19 protein-coding genes are annotated in these 16,186 nt (G+C 61.7%); 2 read left to right on the plus strand and 17 right to left on the minus strand.

From position 1 onward, the window contains the following. Window positions 1–29 precede the first annotated feature (29 nt). From KX928_RS17445 to KX928_RS17480, 8 genes are all read right to left on the minus strand, one after another. Window positions 30–389, minus strand: a complete 360-nt coding sequence (locus tag KX928_RS17445) for a hypothetical protein (protein WP_219505271.1) — start codon at window positions 387–389, stop codon at window positions 30–32. 1 nt (window position 390) lies between these two features. Beyond that, window positions 391–783 (minus strand): hypothetical protein, encoded by a 393-nt coding sequence (locus KX928_RS17450; RefSeq protein WP_219505272.1) that lies wholly within the window; start codon window positions 781–783, stop codon window positions 391–393. Between the two features lie 2 nt (window positions 784–785). Continuing rightward, window positions 786–1,094, minus strand: a complete 309-nt coding sequence (locus tag KX928_RS17455) for a head-tail joining protein (protein ID WP_219505273.1) — start codon at window positions 1,092–1,094, stop codon at window positions 786–788. Beyond that, the gene (locus KX928_RS17460) at window positions 1,091–1,312 is read right to left on the minus strand and encodes a hypothetical protein (protein ID WP_219505275.1); all 222 of its coding nucleotides are present in this window, start codon (window positions 1,310–1,312) and stop codon (window positions 1,091–1,093) included. Before KX928_RS17460 ends, KX928_RS17455 begins: the two co-directional genes overlap by 4 nt. After that, window positions 1,309–1,671 carry a hypothetical protein gene (locus KX928_RS17465; protein ID WP_219505277.1) on the minus strand — a complete coding sequence of 121 codons (363 nt, stop codon included), beginning with the start codon at window positions 1,669–1,671 and terminating at the stop codon, window positions 1,309–1,311. Before KX928_RS17465 ends, KX928_RS17460 begins: the two co-directional genes overlap by 4 nt. A gap of 77 nt (window positions 1,672–1,748) precedes the next feature. Next, window positions 1,749–3,662 (minus strand): phage major capsid protein, encoded by a 1,914-nt coding sequence (locus KX928_RS17470; protein ID WP_219505278.1) that lies wholly within the window; start codon window positions 3,660–3,662, stop codon window positions 1,749–1,751. Further along, window positions 3,659–5,029 (minus strand): phage portal protein, encoded by a 1,371-nt coding sequence (locus KX928_RS17475; protein ID WP_308342392.1) that lies wholly within the window; start codon window positions 5,027–5,029, stop codon window positions 3,659–3,661. Before KX928_RS17475 ends, KX928_RS17470 begins: the two co-directional genes overlap by 4 nt. Before the next feature lie 122 nt (window positions 5,030–5,151). Beyond that, the gene (locus tag KX928_RS17480; RefSeq protein WP_219505283.1) at window positions 5,152–5,634 is read right to left on the minus strand and encodes a hypothetical protein; all 483 of its coding nucleotides are present in this window, start codon (window positions 5,632–5,634) and stop codon (window positions 5,152–5,154) included. A gap of 587 nt (window positions 5,635–6,221) precedes the next feature. Between KX928_RS17480 and KX928_RS17485 the strand changes: the two genes are divergently transcribed. After that, window positions 6,222–6,515, plus strand: a complete 294-nt coding sequence (locus tag KX928_RS17485) for a PadR family transcriptional regulator (protein ID WP_219505285.1) — start codon at window positions 6,222–6,224, stop codon at window positions 6,513–6,515. Then, window positions 6,508–7,098: a hypothetical protein gene (locus KX928_RS17490; RefSeq protein ID WP_219505287.1), complete on the plus strand. Its 591-nt coding sequence runs from the start codon at window positions 6,508–6,510 to the stop codon at window positions 7,096–7,098. The genes KX928_RS17485 and KX928_RS17490 overlap by 8 nt, the downstream gene beginning before the upstream one ends. On the opposite strand, the gene ssb is transcribed toward KX928_RS17490, so the two are convergent. From ssb to KX928_RS17535, 9 genes are all read right to left on the minus strand, one after another. Continuing rightward, window positions 7,095–7,529 (minus strand): single-stranded DNA-binding protein, encoded by a 435-nt coding sequence (gene ssb, locus KX928_RS17495; RefSeq protein ID WP_219505289.1) that lies wholly within the window; start codon window positions 7,527–7,529, stop codon window positions 7,095–7,097. The two genes, KX928_RS17490 and ssb, sit on opposite strands and share 4 nt — an antisense overlap. Window positions 7,530–7,545: 16 nt before the next feature. Beyond that, complete coding sequence (locus KX928_RS17500; RefSeq protein ID WP_219505299.1) at window positions 7,546–7,752, minus strand: hypothetical protein; 207 nt, start codon at window positions 7,750–7,752, stop codon at window positions 7,546–7,548. A gap of 156 nt (window positions 7,753–7,908) precedes the next feature. Further along, window positions 7,909–10,002 carry a terminase gpA endonuclease subunit gene (locus tag KX928_RS17505; protein WP_219505301.1) on the minus strand — a complete coding sequence of 698 codons (2,094 nt, stop codon included), beginning with the start codon at window positions 10,000–10,002 and terminating at the stop codon, window positions 7,909–7,911. Further along, a complete protein-coding gene (locus tag KX928_RS17510) occupies window positions 9,977–10,633 on the minus strand; it encodes a DUF1441 family protein (RefSeq protein ID WP_219505302.1) in 657 nt (218 codons plus the stop codon). Before KX928_RS17510 ends, KX928_RS17505 begins: the two co-directional genes overlap by 26 nt. A 134-nt stretch (window positions 10,634–10,767) precedes the next feature. Continuing rightward, entirely contained in the window at window positions 10,768–11,358 is a 591-nt protein-coding gene (locus KX928_RS17515) for a hypothetical protein (protein ID WP_219505304.1), read from the minus strand. A 174-nt stretch (window positions 11,359–11,532) separates the two neighbouring features. Then, window positions 11,533–12,174: a hypothetical protein gene (locus KX928_RS17520; RefSeq protein ID WP_219505307.1), complete on the minus strand. Its 642-nt coding sequence runs from the start codon at window positions 12,172–12,174 to the stop codon at window positions 11,533–11,535. A 416-nt stretch (window positions 12,175–12,590) separates the two neighbouring features. Next, entirely contained in the window at window positions 12,591–14,255 is a 1,665-nt protein-coding gene (locus tag KX928_RS17525; RefSeq protein ID WP_219505309.1) for a DNA primase family protein, read from the minus strand. Between the two features lie 44 nt (window positions 14,256–14,299). Continuing rightward, window positions 14,300–14,986: a dATP/dGTP pyrophosphohydrolase domain-containing protein gene (locus KX928_RS17530; RefSeq protein WP_219505310.1), complete on the minus strand. Its 687-nt coding sequence runs from the start codon at window positions 14,984–14,986 to the stop codon at window positions 14,300–14,302. Then, entirely contained in the window at window positions 14,983–16,149 is a 1,167-nt protein-coding gene (locus KX928_RS17535; protein WP_219505312.1) for a CHC2 zinc finger domain-containing protein, read from the minus strand. The genes KX928_RS17530 and KX928_RS17535 overlap by 4 nt, the downstream gene beginning before the upstream one ends. Window positions 16,150–16,186 lie beyond the last annotated feature (37 nt).

Consider the following 16,186-nt stretch of genomic DNA (forward strand, 5'->3'; position numbering starts at 1 on the left):
CCGAACCTCGCGCCCCTCGGGTGAGGCCATCAGTTTCCCAGATCAGCCCCGCGGCCAGTGATACCAAGGATGGCTTGACCGATCCGGGCGATCACTTCCGGGAGGACGTCATTCTCGAACGCCTTCAAGGTCGGCGCATCATCGGTAAAGATCGGTTTCCCGGCCTTATCCTTGGAATACAGGATTACCGCGAGAGCCGTCGCCCGAGCGTCGTTCCCCTTGGCCCGCTTCACAATGCTTTGCGACTGCGCGGCCGTGATCGGGTCATAGTAAATAACCAGCGGAGCGCCTTCGGACCCCCATTCGGGGACCTCGATTGTCTGACCACGCAGGCGGTCATAGTGGGCTGTTGCGGCGGCGAGGGCGGCGGTTGCTACAATTTCGGTCATGTTACGCCACCGTCGTTTTGGTGAGGGCACCGCGGCCCGTGAAGTTGATCGTCAGCATGGGGATGCCATCCTTCGACGCGGAGCGCGCAAGGGACAGGATTTCCGCCGTGCCAGAGAAGTAAGTTTTGCCGCTCGACTCGCCGCCGGGGTAAAACTCGACCGCGATTTCGTCGCGAATTGCCAGACCGTCGGACTCGTCCGATCCGTCCAGATAGACCTCGACCGACCCCGACCAGCGGGCGATTGTGGCAAAGCCGGTATCGTAATCCTCGCCCATGCCCCAACCGCGAACCTCGTCGGCGGTTTCGTCCACGTTCCACGACTGGACATGCCCAAGGGCCGCCGCAGGCGTCCCCACTTTCACGACGCCATCGCGCCCTTTTTCAAATGCCATTGTCAGGCCCTTTCAAGAATGAGACGGATCAGGCCCGATCCGTCGGGTTGCGGGTCGTTGACGACGAAATCGCCCTTACCCGAGATTGTGAGGCGGTCGTCCTGCGTGGGCGTCCGCGGTTGCGTGGTCGCGTCGATCGTGTAGATCGGCGCGGTTGAGGCGACACCCGGGCCGCTTTGGGCGAGGGCGTAGGCTTCGGAATAAATGCCGTCGATCGGCCATGATCCGCCCTCGACTGGAAAGAAGGTCGCGGGGGTTCCAAACACGGCCGGGTCGAAGAAAATCGAAGCCGATCCGGCGTCGATCGTCATTGTCCAAACTTCCCCTTGCGGGGCGCAGCGTTGACCGCCGGGCCGGATTGCGTGTCCCGGGCGACCCGATCGCCGCCGGTTTGATCCTCGACCAACTCAGCGCGACCCACTGCGACCAGCCCGAGACCACGAACCCGAGGCGCGGTGATCTCTTTGCCCGCGGGTTCGAGTTTGCCGAGGATTTTCGAGGGATGAATAAGGCGGATTCGGACGGTCATTCGTCGCCCTCCCCTACGCGCGGCGGGAGATCGGCAACCGAAATCAATCCGCGGTCGTGGATGCTATGCGCCCCGAGACGCACAAGCCGGGAAGGCCCCTTGAATTTCGGGTCGGTAACGTAGACCGCCAATTCGCCAGAGGCGCGGCCGTGAGCCGAGAGGATCGCCGCGGCGACCGCATCGACGTTATGACCGGCAACCCGGTTCGGCACGACATAACAGGCGATAAGCGCGAGGGTCGAGGACAGCGCGACGAACGCCTCGGGCGGCAAATCACGCAAAGCCGGGACAAACAGCCCGGCAATCGACACGATCCCGGCGAACAGGACCGCAATCGCTTTCTGATAGCGTTCAAACAAGGGATAAGCCCTCCAATGCAATAGAAACGGAACGGCCGCCCCGAAGGGCGGCCGCGGTGACAGGTCTTGCGCTGGTCTTAGGCGGCCTTGCCGAGCGTGAAGCCCTCAAGGTTGCGAACCGCAACGTCGAGGTCTTGGAATGCCCGCAGAACCACGCCGTCGGACTTCGCGAGGGTCGATCGATCCGTCCGCATGTCGAGACCGCCCCACATGCCAATGACCAGGTTGTTCCATGCGCCGAAAAACGCCTCGGCGTCAGCAACCTGATTTGAGCGGGTGCGGCTGTATCCGTTGACCTCGCGGCCGCGTTCGATCGGGCGACCTTCGGACGCAAACTCTTGCGTCGTTTTCAGGTGGCCGGACATTTTCGCGCCGTAGATATAGGACATTGCCGACTCGTCAGCGTTGGCCGCGTTCACGTTGGTCTCAAGCTGAACCATTTCCTTGAAGTCCGGCAGGTTGCCGGTCGTGTCGGCCCACGTCACAACCCGGTCGCCGCCCGCGGCGATCAGTTTCGCGCGAAGCGCCTCGGGGGAGTCGGGTGATGCAAAGCCGGTCAGCGCCGCCTGATCGACGGACAGGGCCGCTTGTTCGATCAGGTCCATGCGGACAAGTGCCTCGGCCGAGGGGTCGGCTTGTTTCAGCAAGCGACGTGTGATCGGAACGGCGATCGCCATCGTGTGCGGAGACATGGACACAACACCGACGGTAATGTCGGAATCGGTGCCGTCGTCGCCCTCGCCAACCCAATAGGTGGTCGACCCGCCGGTTTGCTTGGGAATGTCCACATTGCCTTGCAGGCCGGACAGCATACGAACGCCGAGGCCAGCAAGCGCCAGACGGTTACGCAGCAGACCGATGAAGGACCCGGACAAGTGATCCGTTGCCACCAAATGGCCACCAGCAGTTGCCGGGGTTGTCGCGGCCCGGGCAAAGTTGGCGTCCATCATCACGTCCGCAGGTACGAAAAGACCCTCGGGGTCCTTACCGGCCGCTTGTGCGGCGGCGCGGGATGCCTCAATCTCGAACGCCGCACGCTCGCGGTTGCGATCCGTCGGATTGTCGAGATAGCGGACAACATTCAGAAGCGAGAACGCGCGGATTTCATTGTCGGTCATGCCAATCTTGGCGGCCCCGGCGCGCGTTGCTTCGGCTTCGGAATTGTCGATCGTGTCCATGACCAGCTTGCGGAACTGGTCGGCTGTGGTGCCATTGTCTTTCGCCTTGCGGACAGCTTCGGCGGGCATGTCAAAACGCTCGCCAATCGCCTCGATCTCCGCGGTCCGGGTGCGCTCATCGGTCAGCGCGCGGGCAATCTCGGCCGCGGGATCGGCTGCGGGTGTGGCCGGTGCGGCGGGGGCCGGTGCGGGGGCTGCGCGCTGTTCATCAGTCACGGGCGCGGGCGTGTTGTTCGGTTTGGTCATGTCTTTGCTTTCTGTGATTGAGAGGGTTTCAACGTCGGATTGATCGGCCCGGCCGTAGCCAACGGACGGGTCCGCGGGGATCGCGACGAAAGAGATTTCCCGGGGGGTCCAGTTGACCGCCCGAACGATCGGGCGGCCGTCCTCGGCCATCCCGTCTTTTTCGGCCTGCGTGATGCCGTAGCCAACGGACACGCAAGTCACGTCCCCCACCCGGACACGGGCGAGAACGTCATCAGCCGCCGCATTGGTCGAGAACCGGACGACAGCCCGGCCCCGCCCTTCGGCGGTCCATGCCCGAACAACGACCCCGATCTGGGAGTCAATTCGGGCTTCGTGGTCTTTGAGAAGCGGCGCGGCCCCGGTATTGAGCCGCGACAGATCGACCTCGCCGGGGGCGTGGCCTAAGACTTCGTGGTAGTGCCGGATTTCCCCGGCGTCCTCATCCCAGAACGCCCGCAGGATGGGGGCCTCGGATGAAAAAGAGATTTCGACCTCACGGCTATCTTCGGCCGGGGCAGAAACAATTTCGCCCGCTCGGGTGGAGCGGGCGGCAATCTTGAAGGTCATGGGTCGGCGTCCTCCTTATCAGGATCAGGACCGGGGGGTTTCGGCGGCGAGGACCCGAAGTCGAGTTTCAATCGCTCGGCGCGTTGCTTGTCCTCGGCGATTTCCTTATCGACTTCCTCAATGTCCCGACCGCGCTCGGCGGCGATCTCGCGGCGGGATCGAAGCCCGAGCGCAAGGTCTTTCTCTGCCGCGGTGGCGTCGTCTTTGGGGTTGACCGAAGGCCAGCCCCGCGGCCGCCACTCCGCAGCGTCGAATTTCTCGATTTTGGCGAGAGGCAGTCGGACCGCTTGGGTTAGCAAAGCCATGTTGAGCCATTGGCTAAAAACGACGCCGTGAAAGGACTCGAACATGGCCCGTTGCAACATGCGCCATTCGTCCCTTTCCTCACCCTTGCCAGCCCGAAGACTGGAAAAGTTAGCGCCGGTCAGGTCGCCGGTCAGCGTCTCGCGAGAGACGCCGAGGCCCGAAGCCGTCGAAGCGTTCATATTACGCATGAACGGCTCAACGGCCGCGTCCGGGTAGTGCGGCACATGCGGGACAGGCTCGACACCCGGGGGCAGATCAAGGATCGTCCCGGCTTCGATTGTGTCGATCGGCGGCCCGCCGTCGTCGGCGGTGTCGTCCGTTTGGCTCAAGGTTGAGGTTTCCGCCTCCCGCTTGAAAAAGAGCATCGCCGCCGCGCCGAAGTGAGCGGCCTCCATGCCCGCTTTCTGGAAAGCGTCAGCCATATTCATCAACCGCAACGCGGTAGAGGACCGCGGGACGTTAAGGGCCTGACCGATTTCCTCCGGGACAAGGACGTGAACCATATCCCTAGCCGGAACACGTACCCGGCGGCGGATACCCATATGGGCGACGTCCTCGGGTGCGGTCCAGATGTGGAACGCAAGGGGGCGGCCGTCGGCGTCAAACTCAATCCCGGACTCGATGTATCCACCGCCCGGTATTGGCTGCGTGTGGTCGAGGTCCAAGAGGTCAAACGGGATCGGCTCGATACGAAGGCCGAAAGGCCCACCCTTACGGCCGCGGTGAAGCCGGACAAAGGCCCCGCCCTCCCGGGCGATCGCAGTCGCTATCTGGCACTCGATGCCCCAGAACGACAGCCGACCACAAATCGAGGGCGACCCCTTTCGGCCCCATTTTTTCCAAGCGGTCTCAATGACGGTGTTTGCCCGCAGATCGCGGCGGCCGTCGTCCTCGACCACATTCATTTGCAGGCGAATGCCGGAAGGCCCGACCACATGCCGACGAATGAGCATTTCGTAAGCCCGGGCGTGATCGAAGTTTTGGGACGCGTGCCGGGCATGACTGACCAGACCGCGAATTTCGCGGCGGGTTTCCTCGCGGGGTGAAACGGAACCAAACACATTAAATCCGCCCGCAAGGCGGTGCGAGTGAGCGGCCCGAAAGGACCGCTTTGCGACGACAGGCTCGACGCGGGCCGAGATCTCGGCCTCGGCCGCCGGGCGGCGACGTAGGAAAGGGAATTTCAATGCGTGACCCTCCGAACCTTAAAGGGTGCCGATCGGCCGCGCTCGGCGTCCACAAGGGCGGAATAGATGTTCTTGAGACGGATCAGATCAGCGATCGGCGTCCGGGTGATCGACCGGCCCTCAATCGTCCAAGCGTCGGCGTCCTTGGTGGCGCGGCCCTCGATGGTCGCTTCGATCGCGTCCAGAATGCGGGCGTTGTTCGACCGGGTGTCGCCGGTCGCGGTCGCCGGGTCCGGGTCAACCGTGAGGGTTCCCCGGCAGATCGTCGTCCGGTTGCCCGTGCCGCCCTCGGTCGCCAGCACGGCCCAAGCATAAACGCCCGGGGTGAGGGTCGAGGTCACGGCAGAATCGACAGTGAAGCGCCAAGCGGTCGCATCGGCCGCCGCGTTCAAGGTCGTGACCGGCCCCCCGGTTTGCAGAGACAGCGTCAAGGCAAGCGCGTAGTAAGGGGACGGATAGGCGGAAAGAGTCTCGGGCATACCCCAAGACCAAGCATCGCCCGCGGTCAGGCGGGCCGGGGGGAAAGAAGTCATGGTGGGACTCACATTGTTTGAACAACAGGAGAAAGCACCTTTGCCATGTACCCACCTAGAAACCCGAATCACTTAAGTTTCTCGGCGAATCAGATAGTTAAGCTTGCAAAGATGACATCGTCAGTTTTTCAAGGGTTTACGCTGCTGTGGAGATTCGGCACTCTGTTCTTAGAAAAGTCCCCACAATTACATTAGCCTCTAAGGTGAAACGAGATGGAACTTAACGACTTCCATATACTCCTTCTGTGCCTAGTCGCACTGTCATTAGTTGCCTTGAACGTCGTCAAAATCCTTCAGATTTGGAAGGACTGGAAAAAACGTGACGACTAGGACAAGGACATTGTTGTGAAAGTCGCAAAACGCCACTGAAAATCCCTGCCAAGCTACTCTGGTCTTTATTCGAATGAGAGGCGCGCATTGGTGTTTGCTGTGCTTTCGCAGGACGTTCATCTGCCAAGTTGGCGCGAGCTGCAATTGGATTGACTTTGAGTCTTACAAACAGTAAGAATAACTTGAATTACAGGAGTCGCGACGTGATACCCAGACTTTCAAAGATCGAATATCAGGTGCTGGATTTGCTCAGATCAGGGGTAGAGATGTACGGCCTCGAATTGGTCAAAGCATCTAACGGCGCACTGAAACGAGGGACAATTTACGTCACTCTCAACCGCATGGTCGAGAAGGGCTACCTCACGAGCCGCGCTGAGGATGAACCCTCAGAACCCGGTTTACCTCGCCGCAGATACCGCGTGAGTGGTCACGGAGCACGGGTATTGAGTGCGACCGATACGGCCTCGGCGGCTTTCGAGGGAGGCTCCTATGCCTAAGAGGAACATAACCAAAGAGCGGTTCATCGAATTGTTTTACATTTCAAGTTTGGCTTTCTCGAAGGACACCGAAAACACACACGACGTTCTTGGGAGAGCTTGGCAGAAGCTGGAAGATTCGAAGTACCCCACGGTTCCTAGTAGTGTTTTCCTTAGCCACGATGATAAGGACCATTGGGATCTGGACTTCCTAGTGGAGCGGCTTGTTGCCAGAAATGAGGAACTTCGCGATAGCATTTTGAAGGACTACAGCGACCGCGTCACGGTCGACCCCGATACAGACCAACTTGTTCTTCGGGAAGATTTCTTGGGCAGTAGCAAACGCTCTAGAATTCACAAGCCCGCTGGCCATTTCGCAAACAACTTGCTGTCCTCCTTACTTCCAAAGAAGGTGTTTGAGACCCATTTCGCACAACACATTGCCGACATGAGGTTTGAGGCGAACGAGTTAGACGCCGAGGGGCGGCTGTGGAAACGGCGCTGGCTTGTGGTTTGGTATCACTGCTCGATAGCTTATAGCGCCGTCATGGTACCAATGCTTGCCGCTTTTAAGCGGATCGTCGGGATCTGGGGGTCACTCTAGAAGGGAATTTCGTCGTCCGGATCACGCGACGGTGGCGGGGTGTCTGACCCATTCGATCCACCAGGCGCGGCCGATCCCTCGCGACGATCAAGAGAAATCAAAACACCCTCATAGGGTGCGAGGACGACTTCGGTCGAATAGCGATCCTGCCCCGACTGGTCTTGCCACTTACGGGTCTCAAGGCGGCCAGAAAGAAACACCTTCGACCCCTTGCGCAAGAAATCCTCGGCGACCTTTACAAGATGGTCAGCCGTCACATTGATCCGGTGCCATTCGGTTCTTTCCGTGACCTCGCCCGTGTTTCGGTTTTTCCAGCGGCGCGAGGTCGCAACGGAGAAATTCGCGACGCGGCCACCGTTTTCAAACGAACGGATTTGCGGGGCCTCCCCCACATTGCCGAGGATTTTGACTTCGTTGACGCTTAGGCTCATTTGGGAGTGTCCCTATTCATTGAGGCCCGGCGGCCGCGTCGATCGAAGCGATCAGATCGCGGCCAGTCCGGCGCATTTCGTTGACGTCCTCGCCCGCGAGGGCGGCGGCGTGGGGTGTGGCGAGGTCTTGCAGCCTATCGAGGGCGGCCCGCGCGTTCAGCGGTGCCTCGGTTGCGCAGCCAATCAAGATCAGCGGCAGGATTGCCGCGGCTAGTGTCCGCATCGTTCATCCTTTCCAGAGTTTCGATCGCGGCCGTCGCGTCCCGGGCGGTTTCCTCGGAACGCTCAACCGCAGCGCCCGAAAGGACGCCGATTTGATAGAGCGCGAAAGCCGCCAGAACGGCGGCCAGAGCGAGCCATGCCCGAAGCGGAATAAACTTCACCACTTGCTACCCCCTCGCCGGACACCCCATCCCCGGCGCGCCTTGGCTTTAGGTTGTGGCGCGGGAACGTCCGGGCCTTCCGGGTCCTCGACCAGGTTGTCAGGATCGCCGAGCGGGACCGCCCGGGGATTGTCCGGGCCAATCGTCAGAACGGCAGGCGGTTTTTCCCAATCGACGGCCTCGATTTCGAGGACGATCGCGAGGGCCAGCGCATAAACCGACAGGTCCAACGCCTCGTTTCGCTTAACGCCCGGGCGCGGTTCCCAACCCTTCGGGCCGCGGCGCTCGGCCGCAAATTCGTCAAATACCTCTGCGGGAGCATGGGCAGAAATGTGCAGCTTGCGCGGACCGGGTTCGGTCCGCAGAAGTGACGCCGCAATCTCATCTTTGAGGCGGTCGGTCCCGGTGTTGATCGCCGGAACGTCCCGGGCCACATGATCTTTGCCCTTATGCGCCGTCTCCGGGTACAAAAGGGCTGCACGCTTGACGTTGTCGCCACCCCGGCCCCGTTGCAGGAAGAACCGGCCGCGGTGTTTCGACTTCATGTCACGCCAGAAGGTCCGCGCGTTTGGGGTGACCCCTGCCTCGCCCTGCATGTCGATCACGACGGCGAGAGGGCGCAGGCCGTGAGCCGCGCCCGTCACAGGATAAACCTTGTTGGCGAGCGGTTCCAAAACCAGCCAGTCCTCGGCGTATTTCGCCGGATCGAGGCGGCGACCGTCGTCACCACCCACGGGCGTAAACAGATCGAAACGGTCGATAACGACGCGCTCCATATCCTGACCCCAAGCCTCGACTTGAACGACAAACCGGCCCGACTGGACGTCAACCGCAACCGTGACAAACCGCGTCTCGGGCGGACATTCCTGCCAAGGGTGAAGCGACGCCAGATCGCGCAGAGCGTCGGCGGTCAGACCTTCCGCCGCGCCGCGGGCGCGGGACAGATAAGGCAAGCCCAACTCGACATTGTATGCCGCGCGCAACGCCGTTTCGCCGCCAGTCTCGGAATAGGTTTCCTCGGCCTCAAGGACGCGAGAAACGATCCGCGACCACGGCGCGAGTGCGGCGGCCGGACCGGGCAACCAGAAAGAGGCGGTCGCCACGTTCCGTTTCAGGTCATGGATCGGGACGATCTCGCCCCCCTCGCATTCGTGCAGCCATTGCGCGAGCGCATTCAATTCGGCTTTCTGCCGAGCCTCGATTACGCCGCCGCAGTGCGGGCAGACCATGTAAGCCCCCGCCCCCCGGTCGGCGGGTGAGCCTTCGTCGGGATAGGCCAAGCGATCATAGGTCGGCTGAAAAAGCCCGCTGCAATCTGGACAGGTCCAGTATAGCCGCCCGCGCGAGCCGCGGTTGTATATCCCGACGATGCCCTCGCAAGGCGGGGCTTCATGCGGGGTCTTGGCTGTCCAGTTTTCATTTAGGATCGGCTTTCGCGGAGACGATTCAACCGCTGTCATGCCGCGTGATCCCGCGGCCTCAGTCCGCTTTCGCATCAATGGGAAAGCCTCGCCGTCGCCGCCAATATCATCAGGAAAGGCGTCGTAGTCAGTGCCGACCACAAGCGAGATTGACCGCTGCGCCAGCTTTTGCTTAACCGGCCAATCAATCGTCAAACGGCAACCGCCGCGGAATTTCTTCCCGAAGACGTTGTCGCCACCCTTGCCGGACAGCAAGCGCTCGCGCAATTCCGGGCTATTGGCGATCAGTGAGTCCAGCGCCCCGACCGACCACTCTTGCGCCGCGTCTTTGGTCGGAGAGAAGACGGAGACGACCCGCGGCTGCGCTAGGATCGCATGGGTCAAAGGGTTGATAACAAGGCCCTCTGACTTAGAGGACCGCGCCGGGCCGACAAAGGCCACGGAGTCGAACCGGCGCGACGTGATGAGGTCGCCCGGCTCATTCATGTACGGTGCGACGTCGGGACGCCACTTGACCCACTGCCCCCCGGCTTCGATCGAGCGAAGTGGGGCGGTCTCGGAAACCGAAACACGCGCAAGCGGTCTCAGGTTCGGCAGCGCCTCGGCGATTGCCTTATCAACGGTCACCCAAGGGGGCAGCGGGTCAGCCTGATACGGTGCCTTTTTCATTTTCCAGATCAACCTCACCAATGATTGCCGTCACCTTCCGGGCGGCCTCTGCGAGGACGTCGTCGCAAGCCGTTTCGATCCGTTCCAGATCGCGACCCTCGACCCCGATCTCCCGGGCAAGGCGGTCGGGAAGTGCGTCGAGAGCATCCCGGATAGCAGCGAAAACAACCTCGAAACCCTCGACAACCTCGGGCCGCCGGATCAACTCGCCCCGGTCTCGGGCGGCGACAGCGTGAACGTGTTCCAATTCCAAAATCTGCCGTTGCTCAGCAAGCGAGAGTCCGGCATTCGCGCCCAACCCGCCGTCGCCTAACAGCGCCAGCGCAAGTTGCTGCGCGGCGGCCTCGGCCTCGGCGTCCCGCGCCCGGTCCTCGGCTTGCCGGGCGGCATTCCATGCGAATGCTACCGAAAGCCGGAATTGCCACGCCCGGCCGTTCGTCCCCTCTTGCTCACACGGCAGACCTTTGCGAATCCACGCCGCAAGCGTGACGCCGGAAACGCCTAGGGCAGTTTCCAACTGCGTCTTATTCACGAGCGCGTCCGAAACCCCATCGGGCAACGGATACCGCGAGACCAGATCGGCCTCGGCGGCGGTGAGAGATCGAAAGTCGGACTTGATTTCGTCGGACATGGGCGGGGTCTCCAAGGGCAAGGGAACAACAACAGAAACCCAAACCCGAAGTCGCGGCGAAGAATAAAAACCCCCACAAAACGGGGCGCGAATTACCCGTGTGCGCTAGACGCCAGAGAGGACCCGAAGACCCTCTATCTCGACGCTTTCAGCGCCACGGCTAAAGCCCGCTCGATTTGGACTGAAAAACGGGCGTCGGCAGTCTTGGTCGCGGTCTCGACAAATCGAAGCCGGTCCGAGTAGCGCGCCCGGGAGACGTAAGCGACCATGAGTTTCAGGCCGCGCTTGGTTCTTTTGTAGATACCGCCTCGACCAGGTCGTCCGCCCGGCGATCCCGAGAACGTATCGGACCGACCCAAGAGACGGCCGATCGAACGGCGCGGCATGTTGCCATATTTATTGACACGCTGACCAATCGGCACGACGATCGCCTGCCCTTTTGGGGTTCGCGTCCCGCCTTCCTCGGCCCACTTGAGATATGCGGCCTGTATCGGCTGCGCCTTGACCGATCCGGTCAGGCGACGCTTTGTCGATCGAAAGACCCGAAAGGCTCGCATGGTGAATGGGGTCGGATTGTCGAGGACGCGCAACATGCGCTTATCCGTGTTTCGCTTGACGTCCTCTAGGGTCTTATTGATCCCGAGGGAAACGGCGAAAGGGATTTGACGGCGGGCGGTATTGTTCAAGCCGCGCTCAAGGTCTTTGATATTGTGCTGGATCGGCATTGCATCCCCCGGAAACAAAACCGCCCGGCGATCCTCGGGGTGCGGTCGAGGCTCAAGCCGGGCGGTGTATCGAGAAAGGGGCAGGATCGGGAGAGCAAGAGAACCGATCCGCCGCGCAATTCCTCGACTATGGCAAGGGATATAGCACGGCCGAGCGGGTGTTGCGGGATTTCGTCAATCCAACCGAATGTCCGATCGGTGTCCGAGGGCGGCCGCAACAATCGCCGAGGCGATCGGAATTGCACCTTTCACGGCGGCGAAGGCGGGGCGGGACGGGCGTTCCTTTGGTTTCAGGTCCAGCTTTCGGGCGATCACGGTCGGGCTGACTTCATCCACGGCAAGCAACTCGATCAAGCGACGGAATGAGAGCGCGCGGCCCCGTGGGTGCGCCTGTATCTCCCGCCCCTTCAAGGCGTCATGGACACGGCCGAGCGCTTGGGCGGCCTCGATCCGGGACAGGCTCGGCCCGGTCGGCGTGGGCCTCGATCCCCCGCCGCCGCTTGTAGGGTCGCTTGCGCCAGAGGACGCGCCTACATGGGAGACGAAAAAGGCATATTCTGCCAGCGCCTCGCGGTCGGTCTCGGGTAAACTGGCCACCGCGCCCGAGATTTTGCCGCGCCAGACCGGCACCCGCTCGCGCTCGACCGTTTCGCCATTCTCGGCGAGGGTCCGAACCTCGATCGCCGTCAACTCCACAGCTTTTCGGGCCAAAGGCGCACGGATCGGGCGTCCCTTCGCGTCCTTTGTGCCGGTATCGCCGTCAGTATTCCACGCGAAGGGCGGCAATGTGACGGGTTTGGTTTTGCGTTTCGCCATGTGTTAGCCTCTTTTTTCATGCCGAGGGGACTTAGGGGAAGAAGGGGAGCGAACTAGCCCCATCCATCCTATTTTTTCTGTAGCAATTCTTTCTCATGTGATTAGCGGCCTCCCCTTTCTCCCCTTTCTCCCCTTTTTGTTATTTCTCAATAGATTAGATGATATTTCAAAGGGGATAGTTGGGGGAATTAGGGGAGGTATTGCGGTCGATTTATTCGTTTTTTCCATTTTGCGCTTTCCGCCTTCATGTCCTCGCCGCCGAATAGGCGGCCTGCAATTTCGCCCCCGCCCCCGTCAGGGGTGCGGCGGGGGCCGTATTCCCCTTGCGATCCCCCGGATCGCTCCGCTTTCCTCCCCCCGCCCCGATAGGGGGAAAAGGGGGGAGTCCCCTTAATATCCCCAAGGGGGCGCGGGGGTCAGAAAGGGGGCCTTTCGGGCGGGAGGGGAGCGCGGGGCATTGCGTCAGCCCCGAGGACGTCACTAACGATCGGGGCCGCATCTGCCGCCCATGTGAGGCCCTTCCAGCAGTGATACCCTTGATATTTCGTCTTATCGAAGCCCTTTTCGACCATGATCTCGCGGACCGTTTTTGACTGGTAAAGCGTGTGCCCGGCTTCGTCACACCAGCGTTCATAGACCTTGTAAAAGTCTGTGACATTGATCCGTGAGCCGGTGTCAATCGCGACCATGTCGTCCAGAAAGACCCCCACCGGGTCAGCAGATTGCATGAGCGAGGCTTTCAATTCCTGCATGGCCTCGGGCATATCAATGCCCTTGTGCATAAACTCTGCGAAGCCGTCCAAAAGCCAGTTTAGAATGCCCGAGCCTTCGGCCTGCAATTCCGCTTCCACTTCGGCTTGCGGCCGTTGTTCCTCGACCGGGAGAGCGCGCAGATTGACGTCAAAGGGGACAAATACCAGACGGCGGCGGGTCCCTTCGTCCTCATCCTTGATCTTGGGCGTCCGGTTGCAAGACAGGATAGGAACGCCGCGGGGGGTCCAGAAGAAGAAATCCTTATTCAGACCGCGCGACATGCGCTTGTCACCCCCGGTCAGGCCCTTGATCTTTTTCGCCGACAGAATGTCCCGCGCGCCCGGTTCGGTCGCGATATAGGCGCGTGCGCCCGGGAGGTTGATTTCCTCGGGCGTTGGCCCGCCGCTCGATCCGTTGCCAGTTTCCAGAAACATTTCGATTTTGCAGGGGGCCGCATAACCGTCCTTCGTGCCGAGGACGGCTTGGAGGCCGTTCAAGAGCGTGGATTTGCCGTTGCCGCCGGGGCCGCGCAGTATGATGCAGACTTGCGCGCGGTTTTCGCCGAGCAAGGTCGCCCCGAGGATACGCTGGACGCAATCGCGGACCTCGGGATCAGGCAAGATCAACTCAATGAAGTCGATCCAGCCGGGAGCGGCGGCGAGGGGATCGAAGGCGACGCCCCCGCATTTGGACGGCAGACTGCCCCGATCCGTCGGACGCAACCAGTCGGCTTTTGCGGCCTGCGCCTCGCGCTCATCAGAGAAGCCCGCAGGGTCCCAAGCGGCTGCCTTGCGCAGATCGACTTGGCCGTTTGTCACGACAAATGCAAAGGGATCATTGTCGAGATCGTCAACCTCAGCGCGGCGGCGGTGTTCGGCCGACTCCAGCGCTTTCTTGATCTTGTCGAGATTACCGCATTTTGTGGCGTGGTTTTTCAGTTTGACCACGGCCTCTTGAACCAATTCCGCCCGGGCGGCGTCCGGCTGAACAAGGATCGGCTTTGTGCGGCGGGAGCGGCTTTCCTCTAGGCGCGCCATGATTTGCCATTCTGGAAATTCGAGCAATTCGCGGGCGGCCTCGGCTTCCTCTTGGATGATCTCGCGCAGTCGGTGTCCGATCTCGATCGCGGCAAGGTTGCCGGACCGAAAGGAGTAACGAGACCCATCCCATACCGCCCAACCCTTGCCGTCCACAAAGACCAGGTCCTCGCCATAAACGGCCAACAGCCGGGCGGCGTTGTCGGCGTCGTTCAATTCGAGGTTTAGCCGTTCGGACATGGTCAGGGAGGCCGGGCGTGGGCCACCCGGCAGATTTGGGGTTTTGGACATAAATCAGCCTTCGTTCTAAGGGCAGATAGGCAGGGGCGCGGGGATCAATAGTCGATCTCATCGGGGCCGCAGTCGGGGCAATCCCAGACGCATCCAGCCGCATCTTCGACCGTGCCTTCATCGCAATTTGGACATGCCGCCGGGCGGACTGGCGTTCGGATATGCTCGATCCGTTTTGTCGGGTCGGCCGTGCGCCAGTCTGGCCAATCCCGGGCGTCATTCTTGGACATTTTGGCCAGCCACGTTCCGGCGATCGCTTCGGCGTTGTGCCCATGCCGGGCCGCGCCTTGGATCGCCAGTAAGATCAGGTCGACCCATTCCTCGCAATCGTGCGGATCGGCCTTGATCTCGACCAGCTCGTCCTCGATGTGATCGAGGGTCCCCGCGAGGCGTTCCCCCGGCCCGAACGTCTTGAACGAAAAGCCGATATGGTGGTCGATCACGGTAAGCAGATCGAGGCGCGGCGTCACTTGCGCAAGCGCCGCCTCGGCCGCCCAATAATCAAAGGGCGCGTGCCCCCCTTCTTTATCGACCTTGCAGCCGTGGCGAACCTGAAAGATCGCGTCGGCCGCGGCCTCGATTGCGGACCCGTCCACCGCAGGCGGGTTAATCCAAGCCATGCCAGACAGCGCCGACCGAATGCGGGCTTTCGACCAGGGTGTGAGGTTTGCGGCGTCAATCTCGGATTTGATCGCGGTGAAGTCTGCGGGCGTTTTTGGGGCGTCGGTCATTTCAGGAGTCCTTTCTGGGCGAGATCGGCAAAATCCTCGCCGTGGTCCCATCGGTCGAGGGGGATCGCGAGGCTTGCGGCATGGGTGCAGCGCGGGGAGATTTTGGCGCGGGCGCGCTCGGCGTTGAGGCGGGCAGTCTCAGGGCATTTTGTCGAGGGATCGGTGAGGATCATGCAGAAGTGAACCGGCTCGGCCGGAAGCCATCCGGGGCGGTCGGTGTCGAACAAGGGGCGCGGGGACGGAAGCGCCTTGCCGGTTGCAGACGACACACCCTCGGCCGGAGCGTCCGGGTCGGCGGGGCCGGTCATAGCGCCGAGGTTCAAGGCACACTCGGCCGCGACCTTGTCGCCCATATCACGACGGAAGCGGACTAGGCCCGCCAGTGTGGTTTCGATCCCCTCCCCGACAATCATATCCCCGCCCGGCGCAGGCGGTGTCAGGCGCACAGGTTGACCGTAGATCGAGCCGGTCCGGCCAAGGGACGCTTTGGGGACTTTGGTTCCATCAGGAAGGCGGGCGCGGGTGGGGCCGTCGATCCATGTCCGATGGACGCCGACCAGACGGCCGCGGCCGATCGCGGCGACCATGGCCGGGCCGCGATAGATGATCTGGCCGGACTCGGATCGGGCGGGCAAATTTGGGTGATAACGCAGGGTCGGAGGCACGCCCCCGAGCGCGTCGAGGTCGATCCCCCGGCCGATCAGATAATCCGCGACCGGCCCGATATGGTTCGGCGCGCAGTCTTTCCAAAGGCGCAAAGCAGACGCGTGCCTTTGTTCGGCCTCTGCCTCGGCCTCCGCTTCGGCGGCGGCCTGACGCGCGGCCGCTTCGTCACGGACGCGCTTTTGCTGCGCGGGATCTACAACTCGGCCGACGCCGCCGCTATCAGCGAGACGCTTGACCGCCTCGCCAAATGAGACGCCGTCAAGAGCCATGACAAAGTCGATCACAGACCCCTTTGCGAAACACCCGAAACAATAGAATTGGCCGGGTGTGCCGGGCTTTTCCGTCACATGGAAAGAGGGCGTCGCCTCGCCATGGAAGGGGCACGGCGACCAGTAGTCGCCCCGCTTTGGGGAGGATTTGCGGGTGTCCCATGTGACAACCCGCTCGGCCTCGTCCACAAGCGAAACCTGCTTTTTCACGTCGTCAGACAAAGCCATCAGAGCACCAGTGCTTGAAGGGTCCCGACAAGCGCAC

It is taken from the genome of Roseobacter insulae (assembly GCF_019375555.1).
GTDB classification, from domain to species: domain Bacteria; phylum Pseudomonadota; class Alphaproteobacteria; order Rhodobacterales; family Rhodobacteraceae; genus Roseobacter; species Roseobacter insulae.